Origin of the sequence: Roseococcus pinisoli, from assembly GCF_018413645.1 — a bacterium.
Classification (GTDB): domain Bacteria; phylum Pseudomonadota; class Alphaproteobacteria; order Acetobacterales; family Acetobacteraceae; genus Roseococcus; species Roseococcus pinisoli.
Genome location: NZ_JAHCDA010000001.1, coordinates 780565 through 805064, shown reverse-complemented (window position 1 = coordinate 805064; position 24500 = coordinate 780565). Strand labels below are relative to the sequence as shown.

Sequence of the window (24500 nt, the reverse complement as noted above, 5' to 3'; positions counted from 1 at the left end):
CAATGCGGGTTGTTCGGACGCATGACTGGGCCCAGCGTTATGCAAAGAAGGAACCTCCGATGCTGCCCTGCCTCGTCCCGGATGCCGCCCCGTCGCTGCCGCTGCATGTCGTCACGCCGGAGGGCTGGGAGGCGTTGCCGGGCGCGGATTTCGCCCGGGCCTCGGGTTTCGGGGGCCGGCCGGGCGAGATCGCCCTCCTGCCCGGCGAGGGCGGCCTGGCGGGGGCGCTGTTCGGCGCGCCCAGGACGGCCGAGGGCTACGGCGCGCTGCCCTATGGCCTGCCCGAGGGCACGCTCTGGCGGCTGGAGGGGGGCGATGCCGCGGCTGCAGTGCTGGGCTGGTGCCTCGGCGCCTATCGCTACACGCGCTTCAAGCCGGGCAAGCGCGCGCCGGCGCGGCTGATCACCCCGCCGGGCACGGAGACGTCCCAGGCCCTGGCCGCCGCCATCTGGCGCGCGCGGGACCTGATCAACGCGCCGGCCAACCACCTCGGCCCGGCCGAGCTGGCCGAGGCCGTGGGCGATGTCGCGGCGGCCCATGGCGCGCGCTTCCGGGTGATCGAGGGCGATGCGCTCCGCACGGGCTTCCCGGCCATCCAGGCCGTCGGCCAGGGCAGCCCGCGCGCCCCCCGGGTGGCGGTGCTGGAATGGGGCGCGGAGGATGCGCCGCTGGTGGCGCTCTGCGGCAAGGGGGTGTGCTTCGACACGGGGGGGCTCGATCTCAAGCCGCCTTCCTCCATGCTGCGCATGAAGAAGGACATGGGCGGCGCGGCGGTGATGCTCGGCCTCGCGGAGGCGTTGATGGCGACGGCCGCGCCGATTCGCCTCCTGCTGGTGATCGGCGCCGTGGAGAACAGCGTCTCCGGCGAGGCCTTCCGGCCGCTGGACGTGATCCGCACGCGAAAGGGCCTGACGGTCGAGATCGGCAATACCGATGCGGAGGGCCGGCTCGTCCTGTCGGACCTGCTGACCTATGCCGGCGAGCAGTCGCCGCGGCTGATTCTCAACGGCTGCACCCTGACCGGCGCGGCACGGGTCGCGCTGGGTCCCGACCTGCCGGCCCTGTTCAGCAACGACGACGCCCTGGCCCAGGCGCTGATGGATGGCGGGCGGGAGGCGGGCGACCCGGTCTGGCGCCTTCCATTACACGAGGGTTACGCCAACTGGCTGGAAAGCGGGGTCGCGGACCTCAACAACGTCTCCACGCGGCCGATGGCCGGCGCCGTCGTCGCCGCGCTTTTCCTGCAGCGTTTCGTGCCGGACGGCATCCCCTGGGCGCATCTGGACCTCTACGCCTGGAACGATTCCACGAGGGCAGGGCGGCCCGAAGGGGGGGAGGCGACCGGGCTTCGGGCGGCCCTTGGCGGGATCGAAAGATTCCTGGCCCGAACTGGCGCGGACCCGCGATAAGGCATTTTCCCGGGCAACCAATGCCTACCGATAAATGAAATTCTTGCAATTCGTTGCGGGATGGCGTCTATCTGTCTCCTCGTTTCCCATTTTGGGATGTCGCAACGCCGCGTTCGGCTTCGGAGCGTGGTGTGCCCTGGAAGGGCCTCGGGCCCGGAGGAGGAGGGATCAGTGTCGATGTCAGTCCAGACCAATGCCGACCAGCTTATCGGGATCCTGCGGGACACGACGGTATCGCTCGTCCGGCGAGACGGGCCGGATCTTTCCGCCCGCCAGCTCGGTGTCTTCCTGACCGTCTATCTGAATGCGGGCCCGCATACCGTGCGCGGCCTGGCCCAGGACCTGAACGTGTCGAAGCCCGCGATCACCCGCGCGCTCGACCGCCTTGGCGAGCTGGAGCTCGCGCGGCGCAAGGTGGATCCGATGGACCGCCGCAGCGTGCTCGTGCAGCGGACGCTGAAGGGCGCGGTCTTCCTGCGCGAGCTGCGTCAGACCATGTCCGAGGCCGACGGCATCATCGCCGCCCCGGCGCTCCAGGAAGAATTCGCCTGACCTACGGTCGGGGCCGCCTGATCGGCGGTCCCCAGGCGGAGCGGCGGCCGATTGCCGTCAGAAAATTCCGTGCAGCGAACGAATGAAGGCGCGCCAGTCGTCGCGGTTCGCTGCCGCGCGCTCGGTGCCGTCGGGCAGCTTGGCGTAGAGGCTGAGCATGCCGCGCGCCCACATCTGGTCGAAATGCGCGTCGCTTTCCAGGACATAGGCCGTGGTGCGCAGGAAGGTCGCCTCGCGGATCTGCGGCAGCACCTTCCACACCCACCAGGTGCAGCCGACGGCCAGGATCACGGCGCCCACGTAGAAATGGATCAGCGCCGTGCCCGCGAAGGAGCTGACGAGGATCAGCGCGGCGGGAACGATGTTTTCCGACATGCGGTACACCGGGCTGCCGGGCGAGTTCATCTTGCGGATATGGACGCCGATCTTCACCTGCTCGGTGTCCATCAGCTCCTGAAGTTTCTCGCGCTCATGGCCGGCCCAGGGATGATCCGCCGCGTGTTCCGTCGTGCTCAATTCTGTCACCGCCCTTCCGCTGCCCGCAGCTCGAAAGCCGCGGCCATCAAGGCGCGCGTATAAGGCTCGCGCGGGTTTTGGGTAAGGGCCTCGGCCTCGCCGGCCTCCACGATGCGGCCCGACTTCATGACGATGATGCGATGCGCCATCGCCCGCACCACGCGCAGATCGTGGCTGATGAAGAGATAGGCGAGGCGGTGCTTCTCCTGCAGGCCGCGCAGCAGCTCCACCACCTGCGCCTGGACGCTGACGTCGAGCGCGCTGGTCGGCTCGTCGAGCACCAGCAGGCGCGGCTTCAGAACGAGCGCGCGGGCGATGGCGATTCGCTGGCGCTGCCCGCCGGAGAATTCATGCGGGTAGCGATCGGCCATTGCGGGATCGAGGCCGACCTCCTCCAGCGCCTGGCCCACGCGCAGCGCGCGGCCGGCGGCATTGAGGCCCGGCTCATGCACCGTCAGCCCTTCGCCCACGATCTCGCCGGCATTCATGCGCGGCGACAGCGAGCCGTAGGGATCCTGGAAGACGATCTGCATGCGCGCGCGCAGCGGCCGGAGCTCGCCGCGGGAAAGGCCCTGGATATCGCTGCCCTCGAAGCGGATGCGTCCTTCGCTGCGCTCCATGCGGATGAGCGCGAGGCCGAGCGTGGTCTTGCCGCTGCCGCTCTCGCCGACGAGGCCGAGCGTCTCGCCCTCTCGCACCGAGATGTCGATGCCGTCCACCGCCTTCACGACCGAAACGGTCCGTCGCAGGAAGCCGCGGCGGATCGGGAAATGGACGCGGATCTGCTCGCCCTCCAGCACCTCCGGCGCGTCGGGCGCCACGGGGGCAGGGCGGCCGCGCGGCTCCGTGCCGATCAGCATGCGCGTATAGGGGTGCTTGGGATCGGTGAAGACGGTGTCCACGGTGCCCTGCTCGACGACCGTGCCGTCCTTCATCACGACGACGCGGTCGGCATGGCGGCGGACGATCTGCAGGTCGTGGGTGATGAGCAGCATGGCCATGCCCAGCCGCTTCTTCAGGTCCGCCAGCAGCTCCAGGATCTGCGCCTGGATGGTGACGTCCAGCGCGGTGGTGGGCTCGTCCGCGATGAGCAGCTTCGGCTCGTTGGCGAGCGCCGCGCCGATCATCACGCGCTGCCGCTGCCCGCCGGACAGCTGATGCGGATAGGCGGATAGCCGCTCCTCCGCATTGGACAGACCGGCGCGGATGAGCGTGTCGATGACGGCCTGATGGAGCGCGGCGCCGCGCAGCGGCCGGTGCAGCGTGATCGCCTCGCCGACCTGCTGGCCGATGCTGTGCAGCGGGTTCAGCGAGGTCATGGGCTCCTGGAAGACCATGCCGGCCGTGCCGCCGCGCAGGCGCTGGAGTTCGGAGACCGGCGCCTTCAGCACCTCGACGCCATCCAGCAGGATGCGGCCCTCGGGGTTGGAGCCGGTATTGGCCAGGAGCTGCAGGATCGAGAGCGCGGTGACGGACTTGCCCGAACCGCTCTCGCCGACCAGCGCCACCACCTCGCCGGCCTCGACGTGGAAGGAGACGCCCTGCACCACGCGCTTGCCGCGGAAGGCGACGGACAGATTCTCGACGCTGAGCAGGCTCATGGCCGCGCTCCGCCGGCGCCCGAGGACACGAAAAGACCGCTCATCTTCCGCCTCCGGGCAGCTTGCGCGGATCGAAGGCGTCGCGGACCGCCTCGCCGATGAAGATCAGCAGGGTCAGCATGCCGCCGAGCACCGCGAAGCCGGTGAAGGCCAGCCAGGGCGCCTGCAGGTTGTTCTTGCCCTGGCTCAGCAGCTCGCCGAGCGAGGGCGAGCCGGGCGGCAGGCCGAAGCCCAGGAAGTCGAGCGTGGAGAGCACCGTCACCGATCCCGAAAGGATGAAAGGCAGGAAGGTCAGCGTCGCCACCATGGCGTTGGGCAGGATGTGCTGGAACATCAGCCGCCCGTCCGAGACGCCCAGCGCGCGGGCGGCGCGCACGTAGTCGAGGTTGCGGCCGCGCAGGAACTCGGCGCGCACCACGCCGACGAGCCCCATCCAGGAGAAGAGCAGCAGGAAGATCAGGAGGGTCCAGAAGCTCGGCTCGATCACGCTGCTCAGGATGATGAGCAGGAAGAGCTGCGGCATGCCCGACCAGATCTCGATGAAGCGCTGGAAGAGCAGGTCGGTCCAGCCGCCGTAATAGCCCTGCACCGCGCCCGCCACGATGCCGAGAAGGGACGCGAAGATCGTCAGCGTGAAGCCGAAGAGCACCGAGATGCGGAAGCCGTAGATCACGCGCGCCATCACGTCGCGCGATTGGTCGTCGGTGCCGAGGAGGTTCCGCCAGCTCGGCGGCGAAGGGGCAGGGACGTCGAGCCCGGTCACGATCGTCGCATGGCTGTAGCGGATCGGCGGCCAGACGACCCATCCGCGCTCCTGCACCTCGCGCATGAATTCCGGGTCGTGCCAGTCGGCCTGGGTGGGAAGTCCGTCCGGCACGACGTCGCTCTCGGCATAGTCGACGAGGACGGGAAAGCGCCAATGCCCGTCCACATGCGCGACGAGCGGCCGGTCATTGGCCAGCAGCTCCGCGAAGAGGGTCAGCACGAAGAGGATCGCGAAGACGAGGAGCGAGAGGGAGCCGCGCCGGTTCGCGCGGAAATTCGCGATCCGCCGCCGATTGAGAGGCGAAAGATTCATGCCGGCGTCAGCCGGAAGCGCAGCGGGATCCGGGGCGCCTCGGCCAGGCCGGCGCGCATCTCGCCGCTGTCGGAGAAGCGCGCCGGCAGGCGCAGCGTCTCCGTCTCCAGCACGATCTCGGGCACGGAGAGCGGCCAGGGATCGAGCGTCGCCTCGAAGGGCGACCGTCGGCGCAGCATGGTGTCGAGGCTGTCGAAGGAATCGCGGCCCCAGCAGAGGGCGAGGGCGATGGCATCCACCATCGCGACCTTGCGCGCATTGGCCGCGACCTGCGCCTCCGTCACGCCGAGCTTCGCGGCCAGCAGGGCGCTCCAGGCCGGCTCGCGGTCGATATAGCCCTGCATGGCGCGGCGGTTCTCGTCGCCGCCGGCCTGGCGGTGATGCTCGAGGCCAAGGCGATAGATGAAGGAGCCGTGGCGCAGCACCAGCAGCCCGGCCCAGAGGCCCCAGGAGGCCAAAGCGAGGCGCACGCCGGCTTCCCACAGCGCCACGTGCTGGACGCCGGGAACGGCGTTGAAGGCCGTGGGCAGGCCGGTCTCCGCATCGAAGTCGGGATCGGCCTCCCAGCGCATCCAGCCGCAATCGTGCTGCGCGGCGGCGGTGACGACGGGCTCGAAGGGCACGGGCGGCTCGGCCAGCACGCGCATGAGCTGGCCGGAGAGCACCGCATGGGCGGGCTGGGGCGTGGCGAGGACGCTGCCGTCCTCCTGCTTCCAGAGGATCATTCCGTCTCCTGCCCAGGGCGGGGGGCGGGAAGGGGGCGGGCGCGCATCAGCGCCTCGCCTCGAAGTCGATGCGCGGGTCGACGAGCGTGTAGGTGAAGTCGCTCACGATCTGCATGATCAGGCCGAGCAGGGTGAAGATGTAGAGCGTGCCGAACATCACCGGATAGTCGCGCCGGATCGCGGATTCGAAGCCCAGCAGCCCCAGCCCGTCGAGCGAGAAGATGATCTCCACCAGCAGGGCGCCGGTGAAGAGGATGCTGATGAAGGCGGCGGGGAAGCCCGCGATGATGATCAGCATCGCATTGCGGAAGACATGGCCGTAGAGCACCCGCGTCTCGCCCGCGCCCTTGGCCCGCGCCGTCAGCACGTATTGCTTGTTGATCTCCTCCAGGAAGGAGTTCTTCGTGAGCATCGTCAGCCCGGCGAAGCCGCCGATGACGAGGGTGATGGTCGGCAGCACCATGTGCCAGGCGTAGTCCAGCGCGCGCTCCCAGAAGGGCCAGCCCTCGCTGCCCGAGGAGGTCAGGCCGCGCAGCGGGAACCACTGGAGGAAGCTGCCGCCGGCGAAGAGCACCACCAGCATGATGGCGAAGAGGAAGCCCGGGATCGCATAGCCCACCAGCACCACCGCGCTGGTCCAGAGGTCGAAGCGCGAGCCGTCGCGCACCGCCTTGCGGATGCCGAGCGGGATGGAGATCAGATAGATGATCAGCGTGGACCACAGGCCGAGCGAGATGGAGACGGGCAGCTTCTCGATCACCAGGTCCCAGACCGGCCGGTCGCGGAAGAGCGAGCGGCCGAGGTCGAAGCGCATATAGCCCCAGAGCATCTCGCCGAAGCGCACATGGGCGGGCTTGTCGAAGCCGAAGGCGCGCTCGATCTCCCGCACCACCGCGGGGTCGAGGCCGCGCGCGCCGCGATAGGTGGAGGTGGGCCCCTCCGAGGAGGAGCCGGAGGGCGAGGATTGCTGGCGGACCTCGCCCCCGCCGTCGCCGGTGAGGCGGCCCATCGTCTGCCCCTGGCCGCGGATCTCGGCGATCATCTGCTCGACCGGGCCGCCGGGGGCGAACTGCACGATGGCGAAGTTGATGAGGATGATGCCGAACAGCGTCGGCACGATCAGCAGCAGCCGCCGCAGCAGGTAGGAGCTCATGCGCGGCCCGCCCTGATGGCGGCGCGTTGGCGCGGATCGGTCACAGGCCGCGCTTGGCTTCGGCCAGGGCGCGGTCCAGCTCGGGGTCGATCCACCAGGAATCGAGGCCCAGCGCGAATTTCGGGTTGCGCGCGGGCCGGCCGAAGCGGTTCCAGTAGGCGATCCAGAAGGCACGCAGGTGCCATTGCGGGATGACGTAGGCGCCGTTCAGCAGCACCCGGTCCAGCGCCCGCGTGCGCGCGACCAGCTCCTCGCGATCCGGCGCGGCGATCACCAGCTCCACCAGCGCGTCGATGACGGGCGAGCAGATGCCGGCGATGTTCTGGGACCCGTTCTCCTGCGCCTTGGCGCAGGTGAAGAAGTCGCGCTGCTCGTTGCCGGGCGAGAGCGACTGCGGGATCACGTCCACCGTCATGTCGTAGTCGAAGGCATCGAGGCGCACCTGATACTGCGCGGGGTCCACCGTGCGCACCCGGGCCTCGACGCCGAGGCGCTGCAGCCATTGCACATAGGGCAGGGCGATGCGCTCGAAGACCGGGCCGTTCAGCAGGATCTCGAACTCGAAGCGCTGGCCCTGTGCGTTGACGAGGCGCCGGTCGCGGATGGTCCACCCGGCCTGGCGCATGAGGTCGAGCGCGCGGCGCAGCCCGTCGCGGTTGTTGCCGCTGCCATCCGTCGTGGGCAGGCGGTTTTCCTGGGTGAAGACGGATTCGGGCAGCTGGGCGCGGAAGGGTTCCAGCACCGCGAGCTCCTTGCCCACCGGCAGGCCCGAGGAGGCGAGGTCGCTGTTGGAGAAGAAGCTCGTCGTGCGCGTGTAGAGGCCGTTGAAGATATTGGCGTTGAGCCATTCGAAGTCGAAGACCTGGCACAGCGCCTCGCGCACCCGGGCGTCCTGGAAGCGCGGGCGGCGCAGGTTCATCACGAAGGCCTGCATGCCGGTCGGCCGCTCATGGCGGATCTCGTCGCGCTTCACGAGGCCGCGGCGCACGGCCGGGAAGTCGTAGCCGGTGGCCCAGTTGCGCGCCGCATTCTCCGCCCGGAAGTCGATCTGGCCGGCCTTGAAGGCCTCGAAATCGACCGTGGTGTCGCGGAAATACTCGTAGCGCAGCGCGTCGAAATTATTGGTGCCGCGCCGCGTCGGCAGGTCGCGGCCCCAATAGTCCTCCACGCGGCGGTAGGTGACGCTGCGCCCCGGCTCGAAGCGGTCGAGGCGATAGGGGCCGGAGCCGACCGGCACGTCCAGCGAGGGGCGCGCGAAGTCGCGGCCCTCCCACCAATGCTTGGGCAGCACCGGCAGCTGGCCGATAATCAGGGCCAGCTCGCGATTCTCGTTGCTGCGGAAGCGGAAGACGGCGCGGCGCGGGCCATCCGCCGTCACCTCCGTCACATCCGCCCAATAGGCCCGGTAGAAGGGGCGCCCGTGCTCGCGCAGCGTGTTGAAGGTCCAGACGACGTCCTCGGCCGTGAGGGGGCGGCCGTCATGCCAGCGGGCGCCCTCGCGGATCTCGAAGGTGACGCCCATGCGGTCCGCCGGCAGCTCGATCGCGGAAGCGAGGTGCGCGTATTCCGTGCTGGCCTCGTCCGGACTTTCCATCAGCAGGGTGTCGTAGAGGTTGGTGAGCCCCACGGCCGGGGTGCCGCGCAGGATGAAGGGGTTGAAGCTGTCGAAGCTGCCGAGGGAGGTGAGCGCGACCTCGCCGCCCTTGGGGGCTGCGGGATTCACCCAGGGGAAATGCGGGAAGTCCGCCGGCAAGGCGGGCTCGCCGAGCAGGGAGAGCGCATGGGTGCGGATGACCCCCTGCTGCTGGGCCGAAGCGGCGAAGGAGACGAGGCCGAAGCCCGCGGCGAAGAGGTCACGGCGTTTCATGCGGGACAGATTGGCGGTGCCTCCCTCGCAGGACAAGTTTTACGGTCCGCGCAGGGCGTCCACGATCTCCGGCAGCAGGGCGGGGTCGCCCACGGCGATGACGTCCCCCTGGCTCGCGAGGGTCAGCGCCTCGCCGCGCCAATCGGTCATGCGGCCGCCGGCGCCCTCGACGACGGGGACCAGCGCGGCCCAGTCCCAGGGCTTCAGCGTGGTTTCCACGACGGCGTCGACGAGGCCGAGCGGGATCAGCCCGTAGCTGTAGCAGTCGCCGCCCCAGGTCACCCGGCGGGCGGCGCGGCGCACTTTCTCGAAGCGGGCGGCCTGATCGGGGGGGAAGATGTCCGGCGAGGTGCAGGACAGCTCCGCGGCCGACAGCGATTCGCAGGCGCGGGGCGAGACGGTACCGCCGAGCGGGCTGCGGAAGGTGGTGCCCTGGCCGGCCACGCCCACCCAGCGCTCGCGCGTCACGGGCTGGTCGATGAGGCCGAGCACCGGCACGCCGCGATGCAGCAGGCCGATCAGCGTGCCGAAGAGGGGGCGGCCGGTGAGGAAGGCGCGGGTGCCGTCGATGGGGTCGAGCACCCAGAGGTACTCGGCGTCGCCGCGCTCGGTGCCGTATTCCTCGCCCACGATGCCATGGGCGGGGAAGCGCTCGCCCAGGAAGGCGCGCAGGGCGCGCTCGGCGGCGCGGTCGGCCTCGGTGACGGGCGAGGCGTCGCCCTTCGCCTCGACCAGCAGGGCCGAGCGGAAGAGCGGACGGATGATGCCGCCCGCGAGGTCGGCGGCCGCCTCGGCCGCCTCGACGAGGCGCGGATCGATCATGCTTCCCGGATCAGGGAAGCGGCGCGGGGGTGGCCGCCAGGGTGCGCAGGAAGGCGATCAGGTCCGCGCGCTGGGAAACGTTGTTCAGGCCGCCATAGGCCATGCGCGTGCCGGGGATGGCACGGGCCGGGCCGGCGATGAAGGCGTTCAGCGCCTCGTAATCCCAGGGCTGGCCTTCCTTCGACTTCATGCCGGCGCTGTAGTTGAAGCCCGCCATATGGGCGTGGTGGTTGCCCACGATGCCATAGAGGTTCGGACCCACGCCGGCGCGGCCGCCATCGGTGAAGGTGTGGCAGGAACCGCAGACCCGGCCGGCGATGACGCGGCCATTTTCGGCATTGGCGGCGGCCAGCAGGGGCCCGATGGGCTCCAGCGCCGCAGGGGCGGCGGCCGGCGCGGCCGTGGGCGCGACGGCGCCCAGCGAGATCGCCGGATCGTGCAGACGATGCGGCTTCACCAGCTGGCTGCCGATGACGCCAGCGCCCATGAACGCGATGCCCGCGGTCAGAACCGCCGCGAAAGCCTTGTTGAACTCCAGGCTCATGCCGAGCACACCCTTCCGAGCGACGGGCCGCGGCGACAGCGTTTGCGCGAAGCCGGACCCTGACTTATTCGTCCTTCCCCATACAGGCGCCGGTGCGCTGCATCAACCGCCCCCACACGAACGAATCCCTGGATCCGAAACAGTGAACCCGATCGTCATCATTCCGGCCCGCATGGCCGCGACCCGCCTGCCCGGGAAGCCGCTGGCCGATATCGCCGGCCGGCCCATGATCGTTCATGTGCTGGACCGGGCGCGCGAGGCCGGGATCGGGCCGGTGGCCGTGGCCGCCGGCGAGGCGGAGATCGTGGCCGCGGTGGAGCAGGCGGGCGGCCGGGCGGTCCTTGTCGCCGACGACCTGCCGAGTGGCACGGACCGCGTCCAGCGCTCGCTGGCGCAGCTCGACCCCTTCGGCACGCATGACGTGGTGGTGAACCTGCAGGGCGACGTGCCCACCCTGGACCCCGAGCTCCTGCGCGCGGTGCTGAAGCCCCTGGCCGACCCCCAGGTGGATATCGGCACCCTCGTCTGCCCCATCGCCGACGACGTCGAGGCCATGACCTCCTCCTTCGTGAAGGCGGCCTGCGCCTTCGAGGGCGAGGCGGAAGTGGCGCCCGCCCTCTATTTCAGCCGCAACCCGATCCCCTGGGGCGAGGGGCCGCGCTGGCACCATATCGGCGTCTATGCCTTCCGCCGCCGCGCGCTGGAGCGCTTCGTGACCCTGCGCGAATCGCCGCTGGAGCGCCGCGAGAAGCTCGAGCAGCTCCGCGCGCTGGAGGCGGGCATGCGAATCGCCGTCACCCGCGTGGTGCATGGCCCCTTCGGCGTGGATACGCCGGCCGACCTCGAACGCGCCCGTCAACTGCTCGGCTAGAAGAGACCATGTCCCAGATCATCGCTTTCCAGGGCGTCCCCGGCGCCTATTCCGACCTCGCCTGCCGCCATGCCTATCCTGGCTGGACCACGCTTCCCTGCCCGAGCTTCGAGGCTGCCATGAAGGCGGTGCGCGACGGCGAGGCCGGGCTGGCCATGCTGCCCTGCGAGAACAGCCTGGCCGGCCGGGTGCCGGATATCCACCGGCTGCTGCCCGATTCGGGCCTCTCCGTCATCGGCGAGCATTTCGAGCGGGTGGAGCACTGCCTGCTGGCCCGCAAGGGCGCGACCCTGCAGACCATCCGCAAGGCGCACAGCCATCCGGTGGCGCTGGGCCAGGTGCTGAAGATCCTCAAGGAGCTGAACCTCACCCCCGTCATCGAGGCCGACACGGCCGGCGCGGCGGAGCTGATCGCCAAGGACGGCACGCTCGAGGACGCCGCCATCGCGAGCGAGCTGGCCGCCGAGATCTACGGGCTGGAGATCCTGCGCCGCAACGTGGAGGACGCGCTGCACAACACCACGCGCTTCTACGTGATGACGAAGGAGGCGAAGGCCGCGGCGGCGAACGAGGTGCTGAACCCCGTCACCACCTTCGTCTTCCGCGTGCGCAACATGCCGGCGGCGCTCTATAAGGCGCTGGGCGGCTTCGCGACCAACGGCGTGAACATGACGAAGCTGGAGAGCTACATGCTCGACGGCAACTTCACCGCGACGCAGTTCCTCTGCGACGTGGACGGCCACCCGGACGAGCCGCACCTGTTCCGCGCCCTGGAGGAGCTGCGCTTCTTCTCGCGCGAGCTCCGCATCCTCGGCACCTATCCGGCGAGCCCCTTCCGCCTGGCGCACGAAGGCGCCTGATCCGGCCTCCGCGGCGGCTCAGAGCCGCCGCAGTGCCTCGCCCAGGTTCCGCGGCTCGATCGAAAAGGCCGCGGGCCGGGCGCCGATATCCGGCGCCGTGGACAGCATCGCCATCCGAAGGTCGCTCGGCGACGCCCCATAGGCACGCCGGAAGGCGCGGCTGAAGGTCGAATGCTCGACGAAGCCGGCCTCCGCGGCGATCTGCCCGATGCCGCGCCTCTCCACCGGGTCGCGGAGGGCGCGATGGACATGCGCCAGCCGCTCCACATGGATCATGTGCGAGATGCCGCCCTCCGCCTCGAAGAGCCGGTACAGCTGCGAACGGGAGATGCGCAGCATCTGGCAGAGCCCGGCCGGGGTCAGCATCGGCGAGCCGATCTGCTGCCGGATGAGGGTCATGACCTGCGCCCGGCGGACCGCGTCGATCTGCCCGGCCGCCTCCGCTATCGCATCGGGCGTTCCGGTCGCGCAGGCCAGGATCATGACGCGGGTCGCCTCGACCAGCCGGGGGACATCGGCCGCGCCCAGCAGGGGAAGCTGCGCCTTGAGGTTGCGAAGATAGGCGCCGAGCAGGCGGCCCAGGGCCGTCTCCAGCGGCTTCTGCCGGGACGCGTCCATCGCGGCGCCGGCCTGGGGAAGGACATGCCGGGGAATGACGAGGCCGAGCCAGTCGATCTCCTCGCGCTCGCCCTCGAAGGATTCGTTGAGCGACATGGTGCTGGTCACATTGGGCGGCATCAGCAGGCATTCGCCATTGGCCATCCGGAAATGCCGGCTGCCCCGGCGCGCGATGGTGACCATCCAGTGGTCGAGCGAATCGCGCCGGACGTCCGTCCCGGTGCGCCAGTAGCGGGAGGCCGAGGCCTGGACGCGGCTCAGCGCGAAGGGACCGAAGGACCAGATCTCGCGGCGGGCCCGGAAGCTGGCGCGGGCCTGCTCGTCGCCCGCCACGCCCAGCATGGGGGCATTGGTGTCGTGCCAGACGCCGAATTGTTCCTTCGCCGGCAGGCCTTCGGTCGAGAAGACCACCGGGCGAAGCGGGGCGGAATTCGTCTCCATCACGGGCTTCTCCGCGGATCGCGGTCACGGCCAGGTCGGGTCCAGGGCCGCGGCGCACGGCCTATTCAGGGCGCGCGCCGCCCTCCGGCAATCGCCGGATGCGTCTCGGACATCATTTTGGAACGGTGGGCTGCGCCCCAGGACCCCGGCGCAACGCCGGGCCCCTGATTCAGGCGCGCCCGCTTCAGTCGCCGGTGATGGCGACGGCGCCCTCGGCGATGCAGTGCTCCATGGTCAGCGCCGGCAGGCCATGATGGCGCCCCACCTGCCGCGCCGGCACGCCGACCACGGTGGTGAAGGGCGCGACATCGGCCAGCACCACGCTGCCCGCGCCGACCTTGGCGCCCTCGCCGATCCGGATGTTCCCCAGAATTTGGGCGCCGGCGCCGATCAGCACGCCGCGCTCCACCTGCGGGTGGCGCTGGCCGCATTCCTTGCCGGTCCCGCCCAGCGTCACGCCCTGGAGGATCGAGACGTCGTCGCCCACCGAGGCGGTCTCGCCCACCACGAGTCCCGTGGCATGGTCCAGCATCACCCGGCAGCCGAAGCGCGCGGCGGGGTGGATATCGACGGCGAGGACCTCCGAGACGCGCGCCTGCAGGTGCCGGGCAAGGTGCGCCCGCCCGGCATGCCAGAGCACATGCGCCACCCGATGCGCCTGCAGGGAGAGGAAGCCCTTGTAGTGCAGGAAGGGGGTCAGCAGGTCCGGGCAGGCGGGGTCGCGATCCTGGACGGCGAGCAGGTCGGCCGCCGCGGAATTCACCAGCTCGGGACGGTCGAGGAAGATGTCGCGCGCCAGGTCGCGCAGGGCCGCGGCGTCCAGGTCGGCATCGGCGAGGCGCGAGGCGATGCGGGCGGCCAGGGCCTCGGCCAGGCAGGCATGGGACAGCACCGCGCGGCTCATCGGCCCGGCCATGACGCGGTCATGGGCAGCCACCGCCGTCGCCTCGTCGGTCATGCGGGCCCAGAGACGGACGGCCGGGGTGGTGGCGTCGGTGCAGGGGTGCCGCAGGAGGTTGCCGTGCTTTACCGTCTGGGACATGTCGCGCTCCTCCGCGCCTTTCAGATGGCGCGGCATGGGAATTTGACCAGGGAGCGGCATCGGCCGCCCACCTTTTTCGGCGCTTCCGCCTCCGGTCGCAGGCGGCTCAGTCGATCCGCTGAACCGGCTCGACCCCGCCTCGGAGCGGGCGGCCATGGGCACGCAGGCAGTTGTCATAGGCCTCGCGCAGCGCGACGTTCCGGTCGGACTGGGTCTGGCGCATATTGGCGTAGTTCTCGAAATTCGCCTCGCGGGAGACGTTCCGGACCTCCCGCGCCCGCGTCGCCTCGGTGCGGCAGGCCTCGTCCGTCATGACGGGCGGCGGCACGACCGGGACCAGGCCCGTGCAGCCGGCGAGCAGGGGGGCGATGAGAAGGAAGCGCTTCATGCGGCGAGCCAGTCCTCGATGAGGCGGCGCGCGATGGAATCGGCGCGCGGCAGGGCGAAGCCATGGGCCCCGGGGTCGCGCAGCTCGGCCCGGCTGAACCAGCGGGCGTCCTGCAGCTCCTCGGGATCGACGACGATCTGCTCCGTCAGGCCCTCGCCGTAGAAGCCGAGCATGATCGAGGAAGGGAAGGGCCAGGGCTGCGAGGAATGGTAGCGCACGAGGCCGACGGAGATCCCGGCCTCCTCCATCACCTCGCGGCGGACGGCTTCCTCGAGGCTCTCGCCCGGCTCCACGAAGCCGGCCAGGGTCGAGTACATCTTCACGTTCGGGAAGCGGTGCGAATGGCCGAGCAGGCAATGGTCGCCCCGGACCACCAGCATGATCACGGCCGGGTCGGTGCGGGGGAAGTGCTGGGCGCCGCAGCCGGGGCAGGCCAGGGCGTTGCCGGCATCCCGGGGCTCGGTCGGCGAGCCGCAGACGCCGCAGAAATTATGCTTCACCCGCCAGTGCATCAGCCCGCGCGCATGGGCCAGGACGCTGGCCTCGCCCTCGGGCAGCAGGCCGGCCACGGCGCGTAGGTCGCCGAAGCTGCCCATCTCGGGCGGCAGGAGGGGCAGCGGATCGTCCGTCCGGGAGCAATCCACCGTGAAGACCGGGCGCTGGTCCCACAGGCCGAGGAAAGCCCAGGGCCCGCCGGCCATGCGGACGGCCTCGGCGCCCGAGCGGGAGAGGAGGACGGCCTCCGGCTGGCCCTGCTCCACGCCGCGCATGAGATTGCGCGAGCGCCAGACGGGCACGAAGACCGCCGACTCGTGGGCGAGCTGGGCCTGGATGAAGTCGTCGTCGCGCCGCTGGCCGGACAGCCGGTCGAGCGGGCTGCCGGTGTAGACGTTCTCGCGGCTGGCCGGGATCATGAGCATGGCCGCAACCTGCCATGCCGCGACCCGCCCGCCAACCGAGGGGGCGGCGGATCAGGGCGAGGTGACGTACCAGATGAGGGCGAGGGCCGGGATCACCAGGCAGAGCCCGCCGATCAGCACCCAGCGCACCACGTTCATCGGCTGTCCCTGCCGCGTCTCGGTCGCGGTCATTCGATGCTTTTCTTCCGTCATGGGGGCTCAACGCCCACCCGGCGCCGGGGTTTCGCCCCGCGGGGAACAGGGCGCCGGACCCTCCCCGATTCGCAGCCATTCGCCGGGCGCGGAGGCCGGGTGCAGCCACCCCCGATGCATCCCGGAAGGGGACGTGCTATATGCAGCCCCGGAAGGTCGGCGCGGACGGGCTCCTCGCCAACTCGGTCAGGTCCGGAAGGAAGCAGCCGTAACGGGTTCTTGCCCGGGTCGATGTCGGCCTTCCACCTCTTGCTTCCTTTTCGGCGCGGATGATGCCCAGCGATCTGATCGGCGACATCGGCCCCGAGAGGCCCCCATGGGAGGAGATTCCCGAGCCGCCCGCGCCCGAGGGGCCGGGCCTCTTCGGCTTCGATGATCCGCCGCCGCCCGCTGCCGCCGCGCCCGTTGTCGCGACGCCGGCTGCCGTGCCGGTCGCGGCCAAGCCCACGCCCTACCGGGTGCTGGCGAGAAAATACCGCCCCCAGACCTTCGACGACCTGATCGGCCAGGAGGCGCTGGTCCGCACCCTGCGCAACGCCTTCGCGCGCGGCCGGGTCCATCACGCCTTCCTGCTGACCGGCGTGCGCGGCGTGGGCAAGACGACCACGGCCCGGATCATCGCCCGCGCGCTGAACTGCATCGGCGTGGACGGCAAGGGCGGCCAGACCGCCGATCCCTGCGGCGTCTGCCCGGAATGCGTGGCCATCCTCGCCGACCGGCATCCGGACGTCATCGAGATGGATGCCGCCTCCAACCGCGGCATCGACGACGTGCGGGAGCTGCGCGAGGCGCTGCGCTTCCGCCCCGCCCAGGGCCGGCAAAAGGTCTTCATCCTGGACGAGGTCCACATGCTGACGGAGCAGGCGTTCAACGCCCTGCTCAAGTCGCTCGAGGAGCCGCCGCCCAGCATCACCTTCATCCTGGCCACGACCGAGTTGCGGAAGGTGCCCATCACCATCCGCAGCCGCTGCCAGGTGTTTTCCCTCAAGCGCGTGCCCGAGGAGCGTCTGCGGACCCATTTCCGCGGCATCGCTGGCAAGGAAGGCGCCGAGATCGAGGACGGCGCGCTGGCCATGCTGGCCCGTGCCGCCGACGGCTCCGTGCGCGACGGCCTGTCGCTGCTCGACCAGGCGATCGCCCTTGCCGGCGAGGGCGGCGGCGTCGGGGCCGAGAGCGTGCGGGACATGCTGGGCCTCGCCGACCGGGCCCTGGTCTTCGACGTGCTGGAGGCGGTGCTGTCGGCCGACCTGCCGACCGCGCTGCGCCGCATGGACGAGGCGCATGAGCGCGGGGCCGATCCGGCCACCATCATGAACGACCTGCTGGAGCAGGTGCACATGCTGACGCGCTTCGCGGCCATCCCCGCGCTGCGCGAGGATGCCGGCATTCCCGAGACCGAGCGCGTGCGCGGCGCGGCGCTGGCCACGAAGCTCTCCGTGCCAATGCTCACGCGCGCCTGGCAGATGCTGCTCAAGGGTATCGAGGAAGTGCTGGCGGCTCCCGATCGGCGCGCGGCGGCGGAGATGGTGCTGATCCGCCTCGCCCATGTCGCCGAGATGCCGACGCCGGGGGATATCCTGCGGCGCCTCGAATCCGGGGGCTCGGTCGCTTCCGGCGCGCCGGCGCCCGGCCCCTCCGGGGGCGGCATGCGCGCCGTCGCCGGGGGCGGGGCCGTGATGGTCGCCGCGCCCGAGCCCGTCATCGCCCGCCCGCAGCCGACCGCCTGGCGCGAGATCGTGGCGCTGGCCGCGGCCGGCAACCAGGCGCTGCTGCACGCCCATCTGCTGCACGACGTCCATCCCGTGCGCATCGCCCCGCGCCAGGTGGAGATGCGGGTGCGCCCGCAGGCGCCGCGCGACCTCGGCGCCCAGCTCTCGGCGATGCTGGAGGCCCAGACCGGCGAGCGCTGGACCATCGCGCTCTCCAATGCCGAGGGCGAGCCGACGCTGGCCGACCAGTCGCGCACGGCCGAGACGGACCGCCGCACGGCGGCGGCGAGCCATCCCTTCGTGCTCGCCATCCTGCAGGAATTCCCCGGCGCCACGCTCGACGCGGTCCGGGACGAGAATGTCGACGAATATGGCCTCCTGCCCATCCAGGCGCAGGACGAGCCGGACCTGCCGGATTTCGCGCCGCCCGAGGCCGAGCCGGTGGGCTTCGACCCCGATACCCCAGAGGAGGATTGATTGAAGAATCTCGGCAACATGCTGAAGCAGGCCCAGCAGATGCAGAGCCGCATGGCGGAGATGCAGGCGAAGCTGGAATCGACCGAGGTCGAGGGCCAGTCGGGCGCCGGCATGGTGAAGGTCCGCCTGACGGGCAAGGGCGACCTGCGCCGCATCAGCATCGACCCCTCGCTCATGGTGGCCGACGACCGCGAGGTCCTGGAGGACCTGATCGTGGCGGCGCATGCCGATGCGAAGCAGAAGGTCGAGGCCACGATGGCCGAGGAGATGCAGAAGGCCACGGCCGGCATGTCCCTCCCGCCCGGGCTGAAGCTCCCCTTCTGAGGCGATGCGCGCCGACGATCCCGTCGAGAATCTGATCGCGCTGCTGGCGAAGCTGCCCGGCTACGGGCGGCGCAGCGCGAGGCGGGCGGCGCTCCGCATGCTGATGGCGCCCGAGACGCGGATGCTGCCGCTGGCCGAGGCGCTGCGCTCGGCGGCGGCGGCGGTGCGGCCGTGCAGCGTCTGCGGCAACCTCGATACCAGCGATCCCTGCCGGATCTGCGGCGACAACCATCGCGACCATGGGCTGATCTGCGTCGTCGAAGGCGTGGCGGAGCTCTGGGCGCTGGAGCGCGCGCAGGCCCATCACGGCTCCTATCACGTGCTGGGCGGCACGCTCTCCGCGCTCGGCGGCGTGGGGCCGGAGGAGCTTTCCATCGCCCCGCTCATGGCGCGGGCGGCGGGGGCGCGGGAGATCATCCTGGCCCTGCCCGCCACGGTGGAGGGCGCGACGACCGCCCATTACCTCGCCGAGCGGCTCGCCCCGCTCGAGGTGCAGGTGACGCGCCTCGCCCAGGGCGTGCCGATGGGCGGGGCGCTCGACGTGCTGGATGACGGCACGCTGGCGGCGGCCTTCAAGGCGCGCCGCTAGGAGACCTCCGCCCGTGGCCGTTCAGGCCGCGAGCGGCTCGAAGACCAGCGACTGGTGCAGGAAGACCCCGGCGGTGACGCCGTCGGAGGCGGCCCAGCTCGCATTATGCGGCGCCCGCGCGATATCGCCCGCGGCATAGACGCCGGGCACCGTGGTCAGCTTCCCGCCATCGGTGCGGATGGTGGGCCCGAAGGGACCTTCGTCCACGACGCAGCCGAGCTGCTCCGCGATCGGGCTGTTGAGGCGCCAGGGCGGCGCGACGTAGAGCGCGTCGATGGCCGCCTTCCGCCCGTCCTCCAGCAGCAGCGCCGAAAGCGTGCCCTCCGCCCCTTCGAGAGCGGTGATTCGCGCCGGCTCGATCGCCACCCCGCGCCGGGCCAGCTTCGCCCGGACCTCCTCGTCCGGCGCCTCGCCGCCGTCGAGATACAGGGTCGTGGGGCCCCATTCGGCGATCAGCAGCGCCTTGTGCGCCGACATCGGCGTGGATCCCAGCACGCCGAGGCGCTCCCCGGCATATTCGAAGCCGTGGCAGTAGGGGCAGTGGAGCACGCTCTTGCCCCAGCGCTCGGCGATGCCGGGCAGCTCGGGCAGCACGTCGGAGACGCCGAAGGCCAGCAGCAGCTTGGCTGCGGTCAGCGTCCCGCCGCCTTTCAGCGTCACCTCGAAGCCGCCATCGACGGCCCGGGCGGCGACCGCCTCGTCGGCCAGGGTCTGCGCGGTGGGATAGCGCTGCAGCTGCTCCCGCGCCGTGGCGATCATGCTGCGGGGATCGTGCCCGTCCAGGCCGAAGAAGCCGTGCGAGGCCGCGGCGAAGCGGTTGCGCGGGCTGCCGCCGTCGATCACGCAGACCGAACGGCGCGCGCGGGCGATGGGAATGGCGGCGGAAAGCCCGGCGAAGCTCCCGCCGATGATGAGGGCGTCAAACTGCATGAACCGTCTCCAGGTCGATGGTCTTGCCGCTCGCAACCATGCGGGCGTGGAAATCCGCGCTGAGCTCGGCCAGCGTCACCGCGCCGAACCGGTCGAGCAGCAGCGCCTCGGCCTCGCGGAAGGCGCCGTCCAGCGCGGCGTTCACCGCCTGCTCCACCAGGCACCCCGGGGCTTCGGTGCGGTTGCCCATGGCGAAGAGCTCGGGCGTTCCGAGCGCCACGTAGACATCGCGGAGCGTGATGGCGGCGAGGTTGCGGGCGATGGTCCAGCCGCCGCCATGCCCCTTCTCCGACCGGACGAATCCTGCCTCGCGGAGGCCGGCCATGATCCGGCGGATCACGGCGGGATTGGTGCTCATGGCCTGCGCCATGGTTTCCGAGGTCACGGGTCCATCCACCTCTGCCATGTGGAGCAGGACGTGGAGGACGCCGGAAAGTCTGCTGTCCCGTTTCATGTATCATATGATGTTACGTGATGGGGTGCGCTTCAACCCCTGTGGAGACGGAACATCGAAAAACGGGGAAAATCCTGGAAGTCGGCGGGCTGTGGGGAAGGCTCTCCCCACAGCCCCGAGGGGCAAGGCCCCTTAGCTATGCGTCAGGCCAGCGCGGCTTCCACCGCGTCGCCGAAGCGCTCCGCGATCATGTCGACCTCGGCCGCGGTGACGGTGTAGGGCGGCGCCAGGATCACGTGGTCGCCCTGCAGGCCGTCGATCGTGCCGCCCATCGGGTAGCAGCCGAGGCCGCGCGCATAGGCTTCCTTGCGCACGCGCTCGTTCATCTTCAGCTTCGGGTCGAAGACGGCCTTGCTGCCGCGGTCCTGCACCAGCTCGATGGCCCAGAAGAGGCCGCGGCCGCGGATGTCGCCGATATGGCGATGGTTGCCCAGCCGCTCGGTCAGCCGCTGCTCCAGCAGCGCGCCCATCGCCTGCACGTTGCCGAGGAGGTTCTCCTTCTCGATCACCTCCTGCACGGCCAGCGCGGCGGCGCAGGCCATGGGATGCGCCTGGTAGGTGTGGCCGTGCATGAAGCCGCCGGAACCGTCCCGGATGGCGGCGATCACCTTCTCCTGCGCCAGGATGCCCCCGATCGGCTGGTAGCCGCCGCCCAGGCCCTTCGCGATCACCTGGATGTCGGGGACGATGCCCTCCTGCTCCCAGCTGTGCATGGTGCCGCAGCGGCCCATGCCGCTCATCACCTCGTCGAGGATGAGCAGCGCGCCGTGCCGGTCGCAGACCGCGCGCATCGCGGGGAAGTAGCCGGGCAGGGCGGCGACGCAGCCCAGCGTCGCGCCCACCACCGTCTCGGCGCAGAAGGCGATGACGTTCTGTGGGCCGAGGCGCTGGAACTCCGCCTCCAGCTCGTCGGCCAGGCGCTGCACGTAGTCGGCGTCGCTTTCATGGTCGGCGCGGTCGCGATAGGCGTAGCAGGCCGAGACGTGGCTGAAGGCCGGGCTCAGGATGGGCGCATAGGGCTTGCGCCGCATGGCATTGCCGCCGGCGGAGAGCGCGCCGAGCGTGTTGCCGTGGTAGCTCTGCTTGCGCGCGATGTAGTGCTGGCGCTGGGGCTGCCCGATCTCGACGAAGTACTGCCGCGCCATCTTGATCGCGGCCTCCATCCCCTCGCTGCCCGAGGAGACGAAATAGGCGTGGCTCAGCCCGCCCGGCTTGTGGCCCACCAGCTTGTCCGCGAGCTTCTCGGCGCTCTCGCAGGAAAAGAGGGCGGTGTGCGCATAGGTCAGCTTCTCGAGCTGGGCGCGCATGGCGTCGAGGACGTGGGGGTTGCCGTGGCCCAGGCAGGCCACCGCCGCGCCGCCCGAACCGTCGATCACCTCATGGCCCGAGGCCTCGCGCAGCCAGATGCCCTGGCCGAAGACGGCGATCGGCGGATCGACGTTGAGGTTGCGATGGACGAGGTGGGACATGGCGCACTCCAGGCGGGTTTCGCGGAGGCTACCGCGCCCTCACGGCGGCGTCAGTACCCCGACGGTCGCCCCCAGCATGCAGCAGGCGATGGTGGCCGCGGCGAGGGATTTCAGGCCGAGGGAGACGATCTCCGGCCGCCGCTCCGGGCACATGGCGCAGAGGCCGCCCAGCATGATCCCGAGCGAGCCGAAATTGGTGAAGCCGCAGAGCGCGTAGGTGAGGATGAGGCGCGAGCGTTCGGACAGCCCGGCGCCGCCGCTGCGCGCCAGCTCCAGGTAGGAGACGAACTCGTTCACCACGACCTTCACGCCGAGCGACTGGCCGACCACGCGGCTCTCCTCCGCCGGCACGCCCATGGCCCAGGCCAGCGGCCAGAAGAGCCATCCGGCGATCTGCTCCAGCGACAGGCCGAGCAGCGGGCGCAGGATCTCGTTGCCGAGCGCCACCAGCGCCACGAAGACGATCAGCGTCGCCATGATGCCGAGCAGCAGCTGCAGCCCGTCGGCCGTGCCCTGGAGCAGGGCCTCCATGGTGCTGGCATGCAGGCGCGGCGCCTCGGCCTCGCCTTCGGTGACGCCGGTCGCGGGGATCATCAGCGAGGCCGCCAGCACGGCCGCCGGCGCGCCCATCAGCGAGGCGGTCAGCAGCTGCCCCGCCGCATCCGGCACCACCTGGGAGATCATGAGTGCATAGACGACGAGCATGTTGCCCGAGATGGTCGCGAGCCCCGCGACCATGACGACGAAGAGCTCCGACCGCGTGAGGCGGCCGAGCCAGGGGCGGATCAGCAGCGGCGCCTCGACCATGCCGACGAAGACATTGGCCGCGACGGAGAAGCCGGCCGCGCCGCCCAGCCCTAGCAGGCGCCTCAGCCCGCCGGCCAGCAGCCGCACCACGAAGGGCAGGATGCGCCAGTGGTAGAGCACCGCCGAGAGCGCGCCGACCAGCAGCACCAGCGGCAGCGCCTGGAAGAACAGGATGAAGCTGCTGCCGGGCGCGGTCTCCTGGAAGGGAAGCGGGCCGCCGCCGAGATAGCCGAAGACCAGCGAGGTGCCGGCCTGGGTCGCGCGCGCCAGCGCATCCACGCCCCGGCCGATCAGCGCGAAGACCGCCCGCAGCGGCGGCACGTGCAGCAGCAGCGCGGCGATGCCGATCAGCCCGACCAGGCCGCCGACGACCACGCGCCAGGAGGCGACGCGCCGAAAGCCGCCGAGCGCCCAGGCGAGCAGGCACAGCAGCCCGAGCCCCAGGGCGGACTGTGCCTGCAGGAGGCTCATGCCTCTTCGTCGTCCTCGGCGATCTCCTGCTCGAGCTCGAAGATCTGCTCTACGCGCTCGCCGGGCAGGGCGTCCATGCCGCGGAGCTTGCGGGAGATGGCGCGGGTGCGGACCTGCGCCTTGCCGATGGTGTTCTGCACGGTGCCGACCTGCTTGCCGAGGGAGCTCAGCACGCCGTCCATCTTCGACATCTCGGCCTTGGTCGCCGAGAGCAGTTCCCGCACGGATTCCGCGTTCTTAGAAAGCGCCAGCGTGACATGGCCGAGCTGGATGGTCCGCAGCAGCGCCGGCAGCAGCGTGGGGCCGAGGATGAGCACGCGATGGACGCGGCCCACATCGTCGATGAGGCCGGGGATGCGCGCGACCTCGGCGTAGAGACCTTCCGTCGGCAGGTACATCACGCCGAATTCCACCGTGCGCGGCGGGCAGATGTACTTCTGGGCGATCTTCTGGGCCTCGCCGCGGATGCGGTTCTCGAGACCCTTGCGGGCGGCGATCTCCGCGATGGGGTCGGCCGTTTCCCAGGCCGTGAGCAGGCGTTCGTAATCCTCGATGGGAAATTTCGCGTCCACCGGCAGCAGCACGCGCTCGCTGCCCTGCATCGGCATGACCACGCAGAATTCGACGCTGTCCGAGCTGCCTTCCCGCAGCCGGACGTTCACCTCGTAGGACCCCTCCGGGAGGATGTCGTCCAGCAGCGCCTTCACCTGGGTTTCGCCCCAGCCGCCGCGCGTCTTCACATTGCCGAAGAGCCGCTTGATGTCGCCGATCTGGGCCGTAACGGCCTGCACGTCGCCCATCGCCTTCTGGACCGCGGTGAACTGGTCGATGACGCGGTTGAAGCTCTCGTTCATCTGCTTCTCGACGGCGCCGGCGAGCTGTTCGTTCACGCTCTTCTGGATCTCGGCGAGGCGCTTCTCGTTGTTCTCGCGCATCTCGGTGAGCTTCTTGTCGAGCACGTCGCGCGAGCGCGCGGTCTCCGCGCTCATGGCCTCCTGGGTGGATTTCGCGTCGGCGGTCAGGCGCTCCACCAGCGCCTTCTCCATGGCCGAGAGCGATTCCGTCTGCTTCAGCATCGCGGCGTTGAGCGCCTTGGTCTGCTCGGCGGTGGCGTCGCGCGCGCGGCCGCCCTCGGCGGTGGTGGCCTCCAGCGCGGCCTTGGCATCGGCGCCCAGGCGCTCCAGCAAGGCCTTCTCCATGGCGGCGAGGGATTCCGTCTGCCGCAGGAGGGCCGCGTTCAGCGCCCCGGTCTGCCCGGCGGTGGCCTCCTGCGTGGACTTCGCATCGGCGGTCAGGCGCTCGAGCAGCGCCTTCTCCATGGAGGCCAGGCTCTCGGTCTGCTTCAGCAGCGCGCCGTTCAGCGCCCGGGTCTGTTCCGTGGTGAAGCCCTGGAGCTCCAGCGAGAACTCGGCCTTCTGCCGCGCGATGTCGCCGGCCAGCGCCTCGCGCGCGCTGGCCAGCGCGGTGGCCTGCCGCTCCTGCGCGGCCTGGAGGAGGGGCAGGGTGGGATCGGAGGGCGGCCGGCGCGTAAGCAGCACGGCCAGGACCGCCAGCAGCAGCAGGAGGGCGAGCCCCAGCAGCACAACTTCAACCGACATCGCCGAACCCGCTTCTTCTACGCATCCGCCCATTATGCGCCGCAACCGGATTCGTGGCGAAGCAGAGCATTGG

The 24500-nt window shown here is 70.6% G+C and carries 24 protein-coding genes and 1 other RNA gene; 8 read left to right on the top strand and 17 right to left on the bottom strand.

Going from position 1 to position 24500, the window contains the following annotated elements; genetic code table 11:
* Positions 1–59: 59 nt before the first annotated feature.
* Both KHU32_RS03850 and KHU32_RS03845 read left to right on the top strand, forming a co-directional pair.
* Positions 60–1409 carry a leucyl aminopeptidase family protein gene (locus KHU32_RS03850; RefSeq protein WP_213668700.1) on the top strand — a complete coding sequence of 450 codons (1350 nt, stop codon included), beginning with the start codon at positions 60–62 and terminating at the stop codon, positions 1407–1409.
* A 177-nt stretch (positions 1410–1586) separates the two neighbouring features.
* Positions 1587–1961, top strand: coding sequence for a MarR family transcriptional regulator (locus KHU32_RS03845; protein ID WP_213668699.1), 375 nt, complete (start codon positions 1587–1589; stop codon positions 1959–1961).
* Between the two features lie 57 nt (positions 1962–2018).
* On the opposite strand, the gene KHU32_RS03840 is transcribed toward KHU32_RS03845, so the two are convergent.
* The 8 genes from KHU32_RS03840 to KHU32_RS03805 are packed head-to-tail and all read right to left on the bottom strand — an operon-like array spanning position 2019 to position 10267.
* Positions 2019–2477 (bottom strand): hypothetical protein, encoded by a 459-nt coding sequence (locus KHU32_RS03840; RefSeq protein WP_249680539.1) that lies wholly within the window; start codon positions 2475–2477, stop codon positions 2019–2021.
* 5 nt (positions 2478–2482) lie between these two features.
* Complete coding sequence (locus KHU32_RS03835) at positions 2483–4078, bottom strand: ABC transporter ATP-binding protein (protein ID WP_213668698.1); 1596 nt, start codon at positions 4076–4078, stop codon at positions 2483–2485.
* A 40-nt stretch (positions 4079–4118) separates the two neighbouring features.
* Positions 4119–5156 carry an ABC transporter permease gene (locus KHU32_RS03830; RefSeq protein WP_213668697.1) on the bottom strand — a complete coding sequence of 346 codons (1038 nt, stop codon included), beginning with the start codon at positions 5154–5156 and terminating at the stop codon, positions 4119–4121.
* On the bottom strand, positions 5153–5881 hold the full coding sequence (locus tag KHU32_RS03825) for a DUF3891 family protein (RefSeq protein WP_213668696.1): 729 nt from the start codon (positions 5879–5881) through the stop codon (positions 5153–5155). Before KHU32_RS03825 ends, KHU32_RS03830 begins: the two co-directional genes overlap by 4 nt.
* Positions 5882–5927: 46 nt before the next feature.
* On the bottom strand, positions 5928–7034 hold the full coding sequence (locus KHU32_RS03820; protein ID WP_213668695.1) for a microcin C ABC transporter permease YejB: 1107 nt from the start codon (positions 7032–7034) through the stop codon (positions 5928–5930).
* Between the two features lie 40 nt (positions 7035–7074).
* Positions 7075–8901, bottom strand: a complete 1827-nt coding sequence (locus tag KHU32_RS03815; protein ID WP_213668694.1) for an extracellular solute-binding protein — start codon at positions 8899–8901, stop codon at positions 7075–7077.
* Positions 8902–8940: 39 nt separating this feature from the next.
* Positions 8941–9723, bottom strand: a complete 783-nt coding sequence (hisN, locus tag KHU32_RS03810) for a histidinol-phosphatase (RefSeq protein WP_213668693.1) — start codon at positions 9721–9723, stop codon at positions 8941–8943.
* Between the two features lie 10 nt (positions 9724–9733).
* Positions 9734–10267: a c-type cytochrome gene (locus tag KHU32_RS03805; protein ID WP_213668692.1), complete on the bottom strand. Its 534-nt coding sequence runs from the start codon at positions 10265–10267 to the stop codon at positions 9734–9736.
* Between the two features lie 142 nt (positions 10268–10409).
* On the opposite strand from KHU32_RS03805, the gene KHU32_RS03800 reads away from it, so the two are divergent.
* The gene (locus tag KHU32_RS03800; protein WP_314074932.1) at positions 10410–11138 is read left to right on the top strand and encodes a 3-deoxy-manno-octulosonate cytidylyltransferase; all 729 of its coding nucleotides are present in this window, start codon (positions 10410–10412) and stop codon (positions 11136–11138) included.
* 8 nt (positions 11139–11146) lie between these two features.
* On the top strand, positions 11147–11998 hold the full coding sequence (locus tag KHU32_RS03795; protein WP_213668690.1) for a prephenate dehydratase: 852 nt from the start codon (positions 11147–11149) through the stop codon (positions 11996–11998).
* 18 nt (positions 11999–12016) lie between these two features.
* Here the strand turns inward: KHU32_RS03795 and KHU32_RS03790 are convergent, their stop codons facing one another.
* The 4 genes from KHU32_RS03790 to nudC form a co-directional block, all read right to left on the bottom strand.
* Positions 12017–13057: a helix-turn-helix domain-containing protein gene (locus KHU32_RS03790; protein WP_213668689.1), complete on the bottom strand. Its 1041-nt coding sequence runs from the start codon at positions 13055–13057 to the stop codon at positions 12017–12019.
* Between the two features lie 184 nt (positions 13058–13241).
* Entirely contained in the window at positions 13242–14099 is an 858-nt protein-coding gene (gene cysE, locus KHU32_RS03785; RefSeq protein ID WP_249680538.1) for a serine O-acetyltransferase, read from the bottom strand.
* Between the two features lie 106 nt (positions 14100–14205).
* Positions 14206–14487: a hypothetical protein gene (locus KHU32_RS03780; protein ID WP_213668688.1), complete on the bottom strand. Its 282-nt coding sequence runs from the start codon at positions 14485–14487 to the stop codon at positions 14206–14208.
* The gene (nudC, locus tag KHU32_RS03775; protein ID WP_213668687.1) at positions 14484–15407 is read right to left on the bottom strand and encodes an NAD(+) diphosphatase; all 924 of its coding nucleotides are present in this window, start codon (positions 15405–15407) and stop codon (positions 14484–14486) included. Before nudC ends, KHU32_RS03780 begins: the two co-directional genes overlap by 4 nt.
* 342 nt (positions 15408–15749) lie before the next feature.
* On the opposite strand from nudC, the gene ffs reads away from it, so the two are divergent.
* From ffs to recR, 4 genes are all read left to right on the top strand, one after another.
* Positions 15750–15846: signal recognition particle sRNA small type (gene ffs / locus KHU32_RS03770), an RNA gene on the top strand.
* 25 nt (positions 15847–15871) lie between these two features.
* A complete protein-coding gene (locus KHU32_RS03765) occupies positions 15872–17785 on the top strand; it encodes a DNA polymerase III subunit gamma/tau (RefSeq protein WP_213668686.1) in 1914 nt (637 codons plus the stop codon).
* Positions 17786–18109: a YbaB/EbfC family nucleoid-associated protein gene (locus tag KHU32_RS03760; protein ID WP_213668685.1), complete on the top strand. Its 324-nt coding sequence runs from the start codon at positions 17786–17788 to the stop codon at positions 18107–18109.
* Between the two features lie 4 nt (positions 18110–18113).
* Entirely contained in the window at positions 18114–18698 is a 585-nt protein-coding gene (gene recR, locus KHU32_RS03755) for a recombination mediator RecR (RefSeq protein ID WP_213668684.1), read from the top strand.
* A 21-nt stretch (positions 18699–18719) separates the two neighbouring features.
* On the opposite strand, the gene KHU32_RS03750 is transcribed toward recR, so the two are convergent.
* The 5 genes from KHU32_RS03750 to rmuC form a co-directional block, all read right to left on the bottom strand.
* Positions 18720–19628 carry an NAD(P)/FAD-dependent oxidoreductase gene (locus KHU32_RS03750; RefSeq protein WP_213668683.1) on the bottom strand — a complete coding sequence of 303 codons (909 nt, stop codon included), beginning with the start codon at positions 19626–19628 and terminating at the stop codon, positions 18720–18722.
* Positions 19618–20082 carry an Rrf2 family transcriptional regulator gene (locus KHU32_RS03745; protein WP_213668682.1) on the bottom strand — a complete coding sequence of 155 codons (465 nt, stop codon included), beginning with the start codon at positions 20080–20082 and terminating at the stop codon, positions 19618–19620. The genes KHU32_RS03750 and KHU32_RS03745 overlap by 11 nt, the downstream gene beginning before the upstream one ends.
* Before the next feature lie 143 nt (positions 20083–20225).
* On the bottom strand, positions 20226–21551 hold the full coding sequence (locus tag KHU32_RS03740; protein WP_213668681.1) for an aspartate aminotransferase family protein: 1326 nt from the start codon (positions 21549–21551) through the stop codon (positions 20226–20228).
* Between the two features lie 39 nt (positions 21552–21590).
* Positions 21591–22829, bottom strand: coding sequence for a NupC/NupG family nucleoside CNT transporter (locus KHU32_RS03735; RefSeq protein WP_213668680.1), 1239 nt, complete (start codon positions 22827–22829; stop codon positions 21591–21593).
* Positions 22826–24427, bottom strand: coding sequence for a DNA recombination protein RmuC (gene rmuC, locus KHU32_RS03730; protein WP_249680537.1), 1602 nt, complete (start codon positions 24425–24427; stop codon positions 22826–22828). Before rmuC ends, KHU32_RS03735 begins: the two co-directional genes overlap by 4 nt.
* Positions 24428–24500: the final 73 nt, after the last annotated feature.

What these genes read in the sequence shown, in the direction of transcription:
- KHU32_RS03745 (WP_213668682.1), bottom strand. Translation starts at nt 20,082, where the DNA reads ATGAAACGGGACAGCAGACTTTCCGGCGTCCTCCACGTCCTGCTCCAC.
- KHU32_RS03815 (WP_213668694.1), bottom strand. Translation starts at nt 8,901, where the DNA reads ATGAAACGCCGTGACCTCTTCGCCGCGGGCTTCGGCCTCGTCTCCTTC.
- KHU32_RS03765 (WP_213668686.1), top strand. Translation starts at nt 15,872, where the DNA reads ATGCCCAGCGATCTGATCGGCGACATCGGCCCCGAGAGGCCCCCATGG.
- hisN (WP_213668693.1), bottom strand. Translation starts at nt 9,723, where the DNA reads ATGATCGATCCGCGCCTCGTCGAGGCGGCCGAGGCGGCCGCCGACCTC.
- nudC (WP_213668687.1), bottom strand. Translation starts at nt 15,407, where the DNA reads ATGCTCATGATCCCGGCCAGCCGCGAGAACGTCTACACCGGCAGCCCG.
- cysE (WP_249680538.1), bottom strand. Translation starts at nt 14,099, where the DNA reads ATGTCCCAGACGGTAAAGCACGGCAACCTCCTGCGGCACCCCTGCACC.
- KHU32_RS03805 (WP_213668692.1), bottom strand. Translation starts at nt 10,267, where the DNA reads ATGAGCCTGGAGTTCAACAAGGCTTTCGCGGCGGTTCTGACCGCGGGC.
- KHU32_RS03825 (WP_213668696.1), bottom strand. Translation starts at nt 5,881, where the DNA reads ATGATCCTCTGGAAGCAGGAGGACGGCAGCGTCCTCGCCACGCCCCAG.
- KHU32_RS03795 (WP_213668690.1), top strand. Translation starts at nt 11,147, where the DNA reads ATGTCCCAGATCATCGCTTTCCAGGGCGTCCCCGGCGCCTATTCCGAC.
- KHU32_RS03750 (WP_213668683.1), bottom strand. Translation starts at nt 19,628, where the DNA reads ATGCAGTTTGACGCCCTCATCATCGGCGGGAGCTTCGCCGGGCTTTCC.
- KHU32_RS03735 (WP_213668680.1), bottom strand. Translation starts at nt 22,829, where the DNA reads ATGAGCCTCCTGCAGGCACAGTCCGCCCTGGGGCTCGGGCTGCTGTGC.
- KHU32_RS03790 (WP_213668689.1), bottom strand. Translation starts at nt 13,057, where the DNA reads ATGGAGACGAATTCCGCCCCGCTTCGCCCGGTGGTCTTCTCGACCGAA.
- KHU32_RS03850 (WP_213668700.1), top strand. Translation starts at nt 60, where the DNA reads ATGCTGCCCTGCCTCGTCCCGGATGCCGCCCCGTCGCTGCCGCTGCAT.
- KHU32_RS03780 (WP_213668688.1), bottom strand. Translation starts at nt 14,487, where the DNA reads ATGAAGCGCTTCCTTCTCATCGCCCCCCTGCTCGCCGGCTGCACGGGC.
- KHU32_RS03740 (WP_213668681.1), bottom strand. Translation starts at nt 21,551, where the DNA reads ATGTCCCACCTCGTCCATCGCAACCTCAACGTCGATCCGCCGATCGCC.
- KHU32_RS03830 (WP_213668697.1), bottom strand. Translation starts at nt 5,156, where the DNA reads ATGAATCTTTCGCCTCTCAATCGGCGGCGGATCGCGAATTTCCGCGCG.
- rmuC (WP_249680537.1), bottom strand. Translation starts at nt 24,427, where the DNA reads ATGTCGGTTGAAGTTGTGCTGCTGGGGCTCGCCCTCCTGCTGCTGCTG.
- KHU32_RS03845 (WP_213668699.1), top strand. Translation starts at nt 1,587, where the DNA reads ATGTCAGTCCAGACCAATGCCGACCAGCTTATCGGGATCCTGCGGGAC.
- KHU32_RS03820 (WP_213668695.1), bottom strand. Translation starts at nt 7,034, where the DNA reads ATGAGCTCCTACCTGCTGCGGCGGCTGCTGCTGATCGTGCCGACGCTG.
- KHU32_RS03835 (WP_213668698.1), bottom strand. Translation starts at nt 4,078, where the DNA reads ATGAGCCTGCTCAGCGTCGAGAATCTGTCCGTCGCCTTCCGCGGCAAG.
- recR (WP_213668684.1), top strand. Translation starts at nt 18,114, where the DNA reads ATGCGCGCCGACGATCCCGTCGAGAATCTGATCGCGCTGCTGGCGAAG.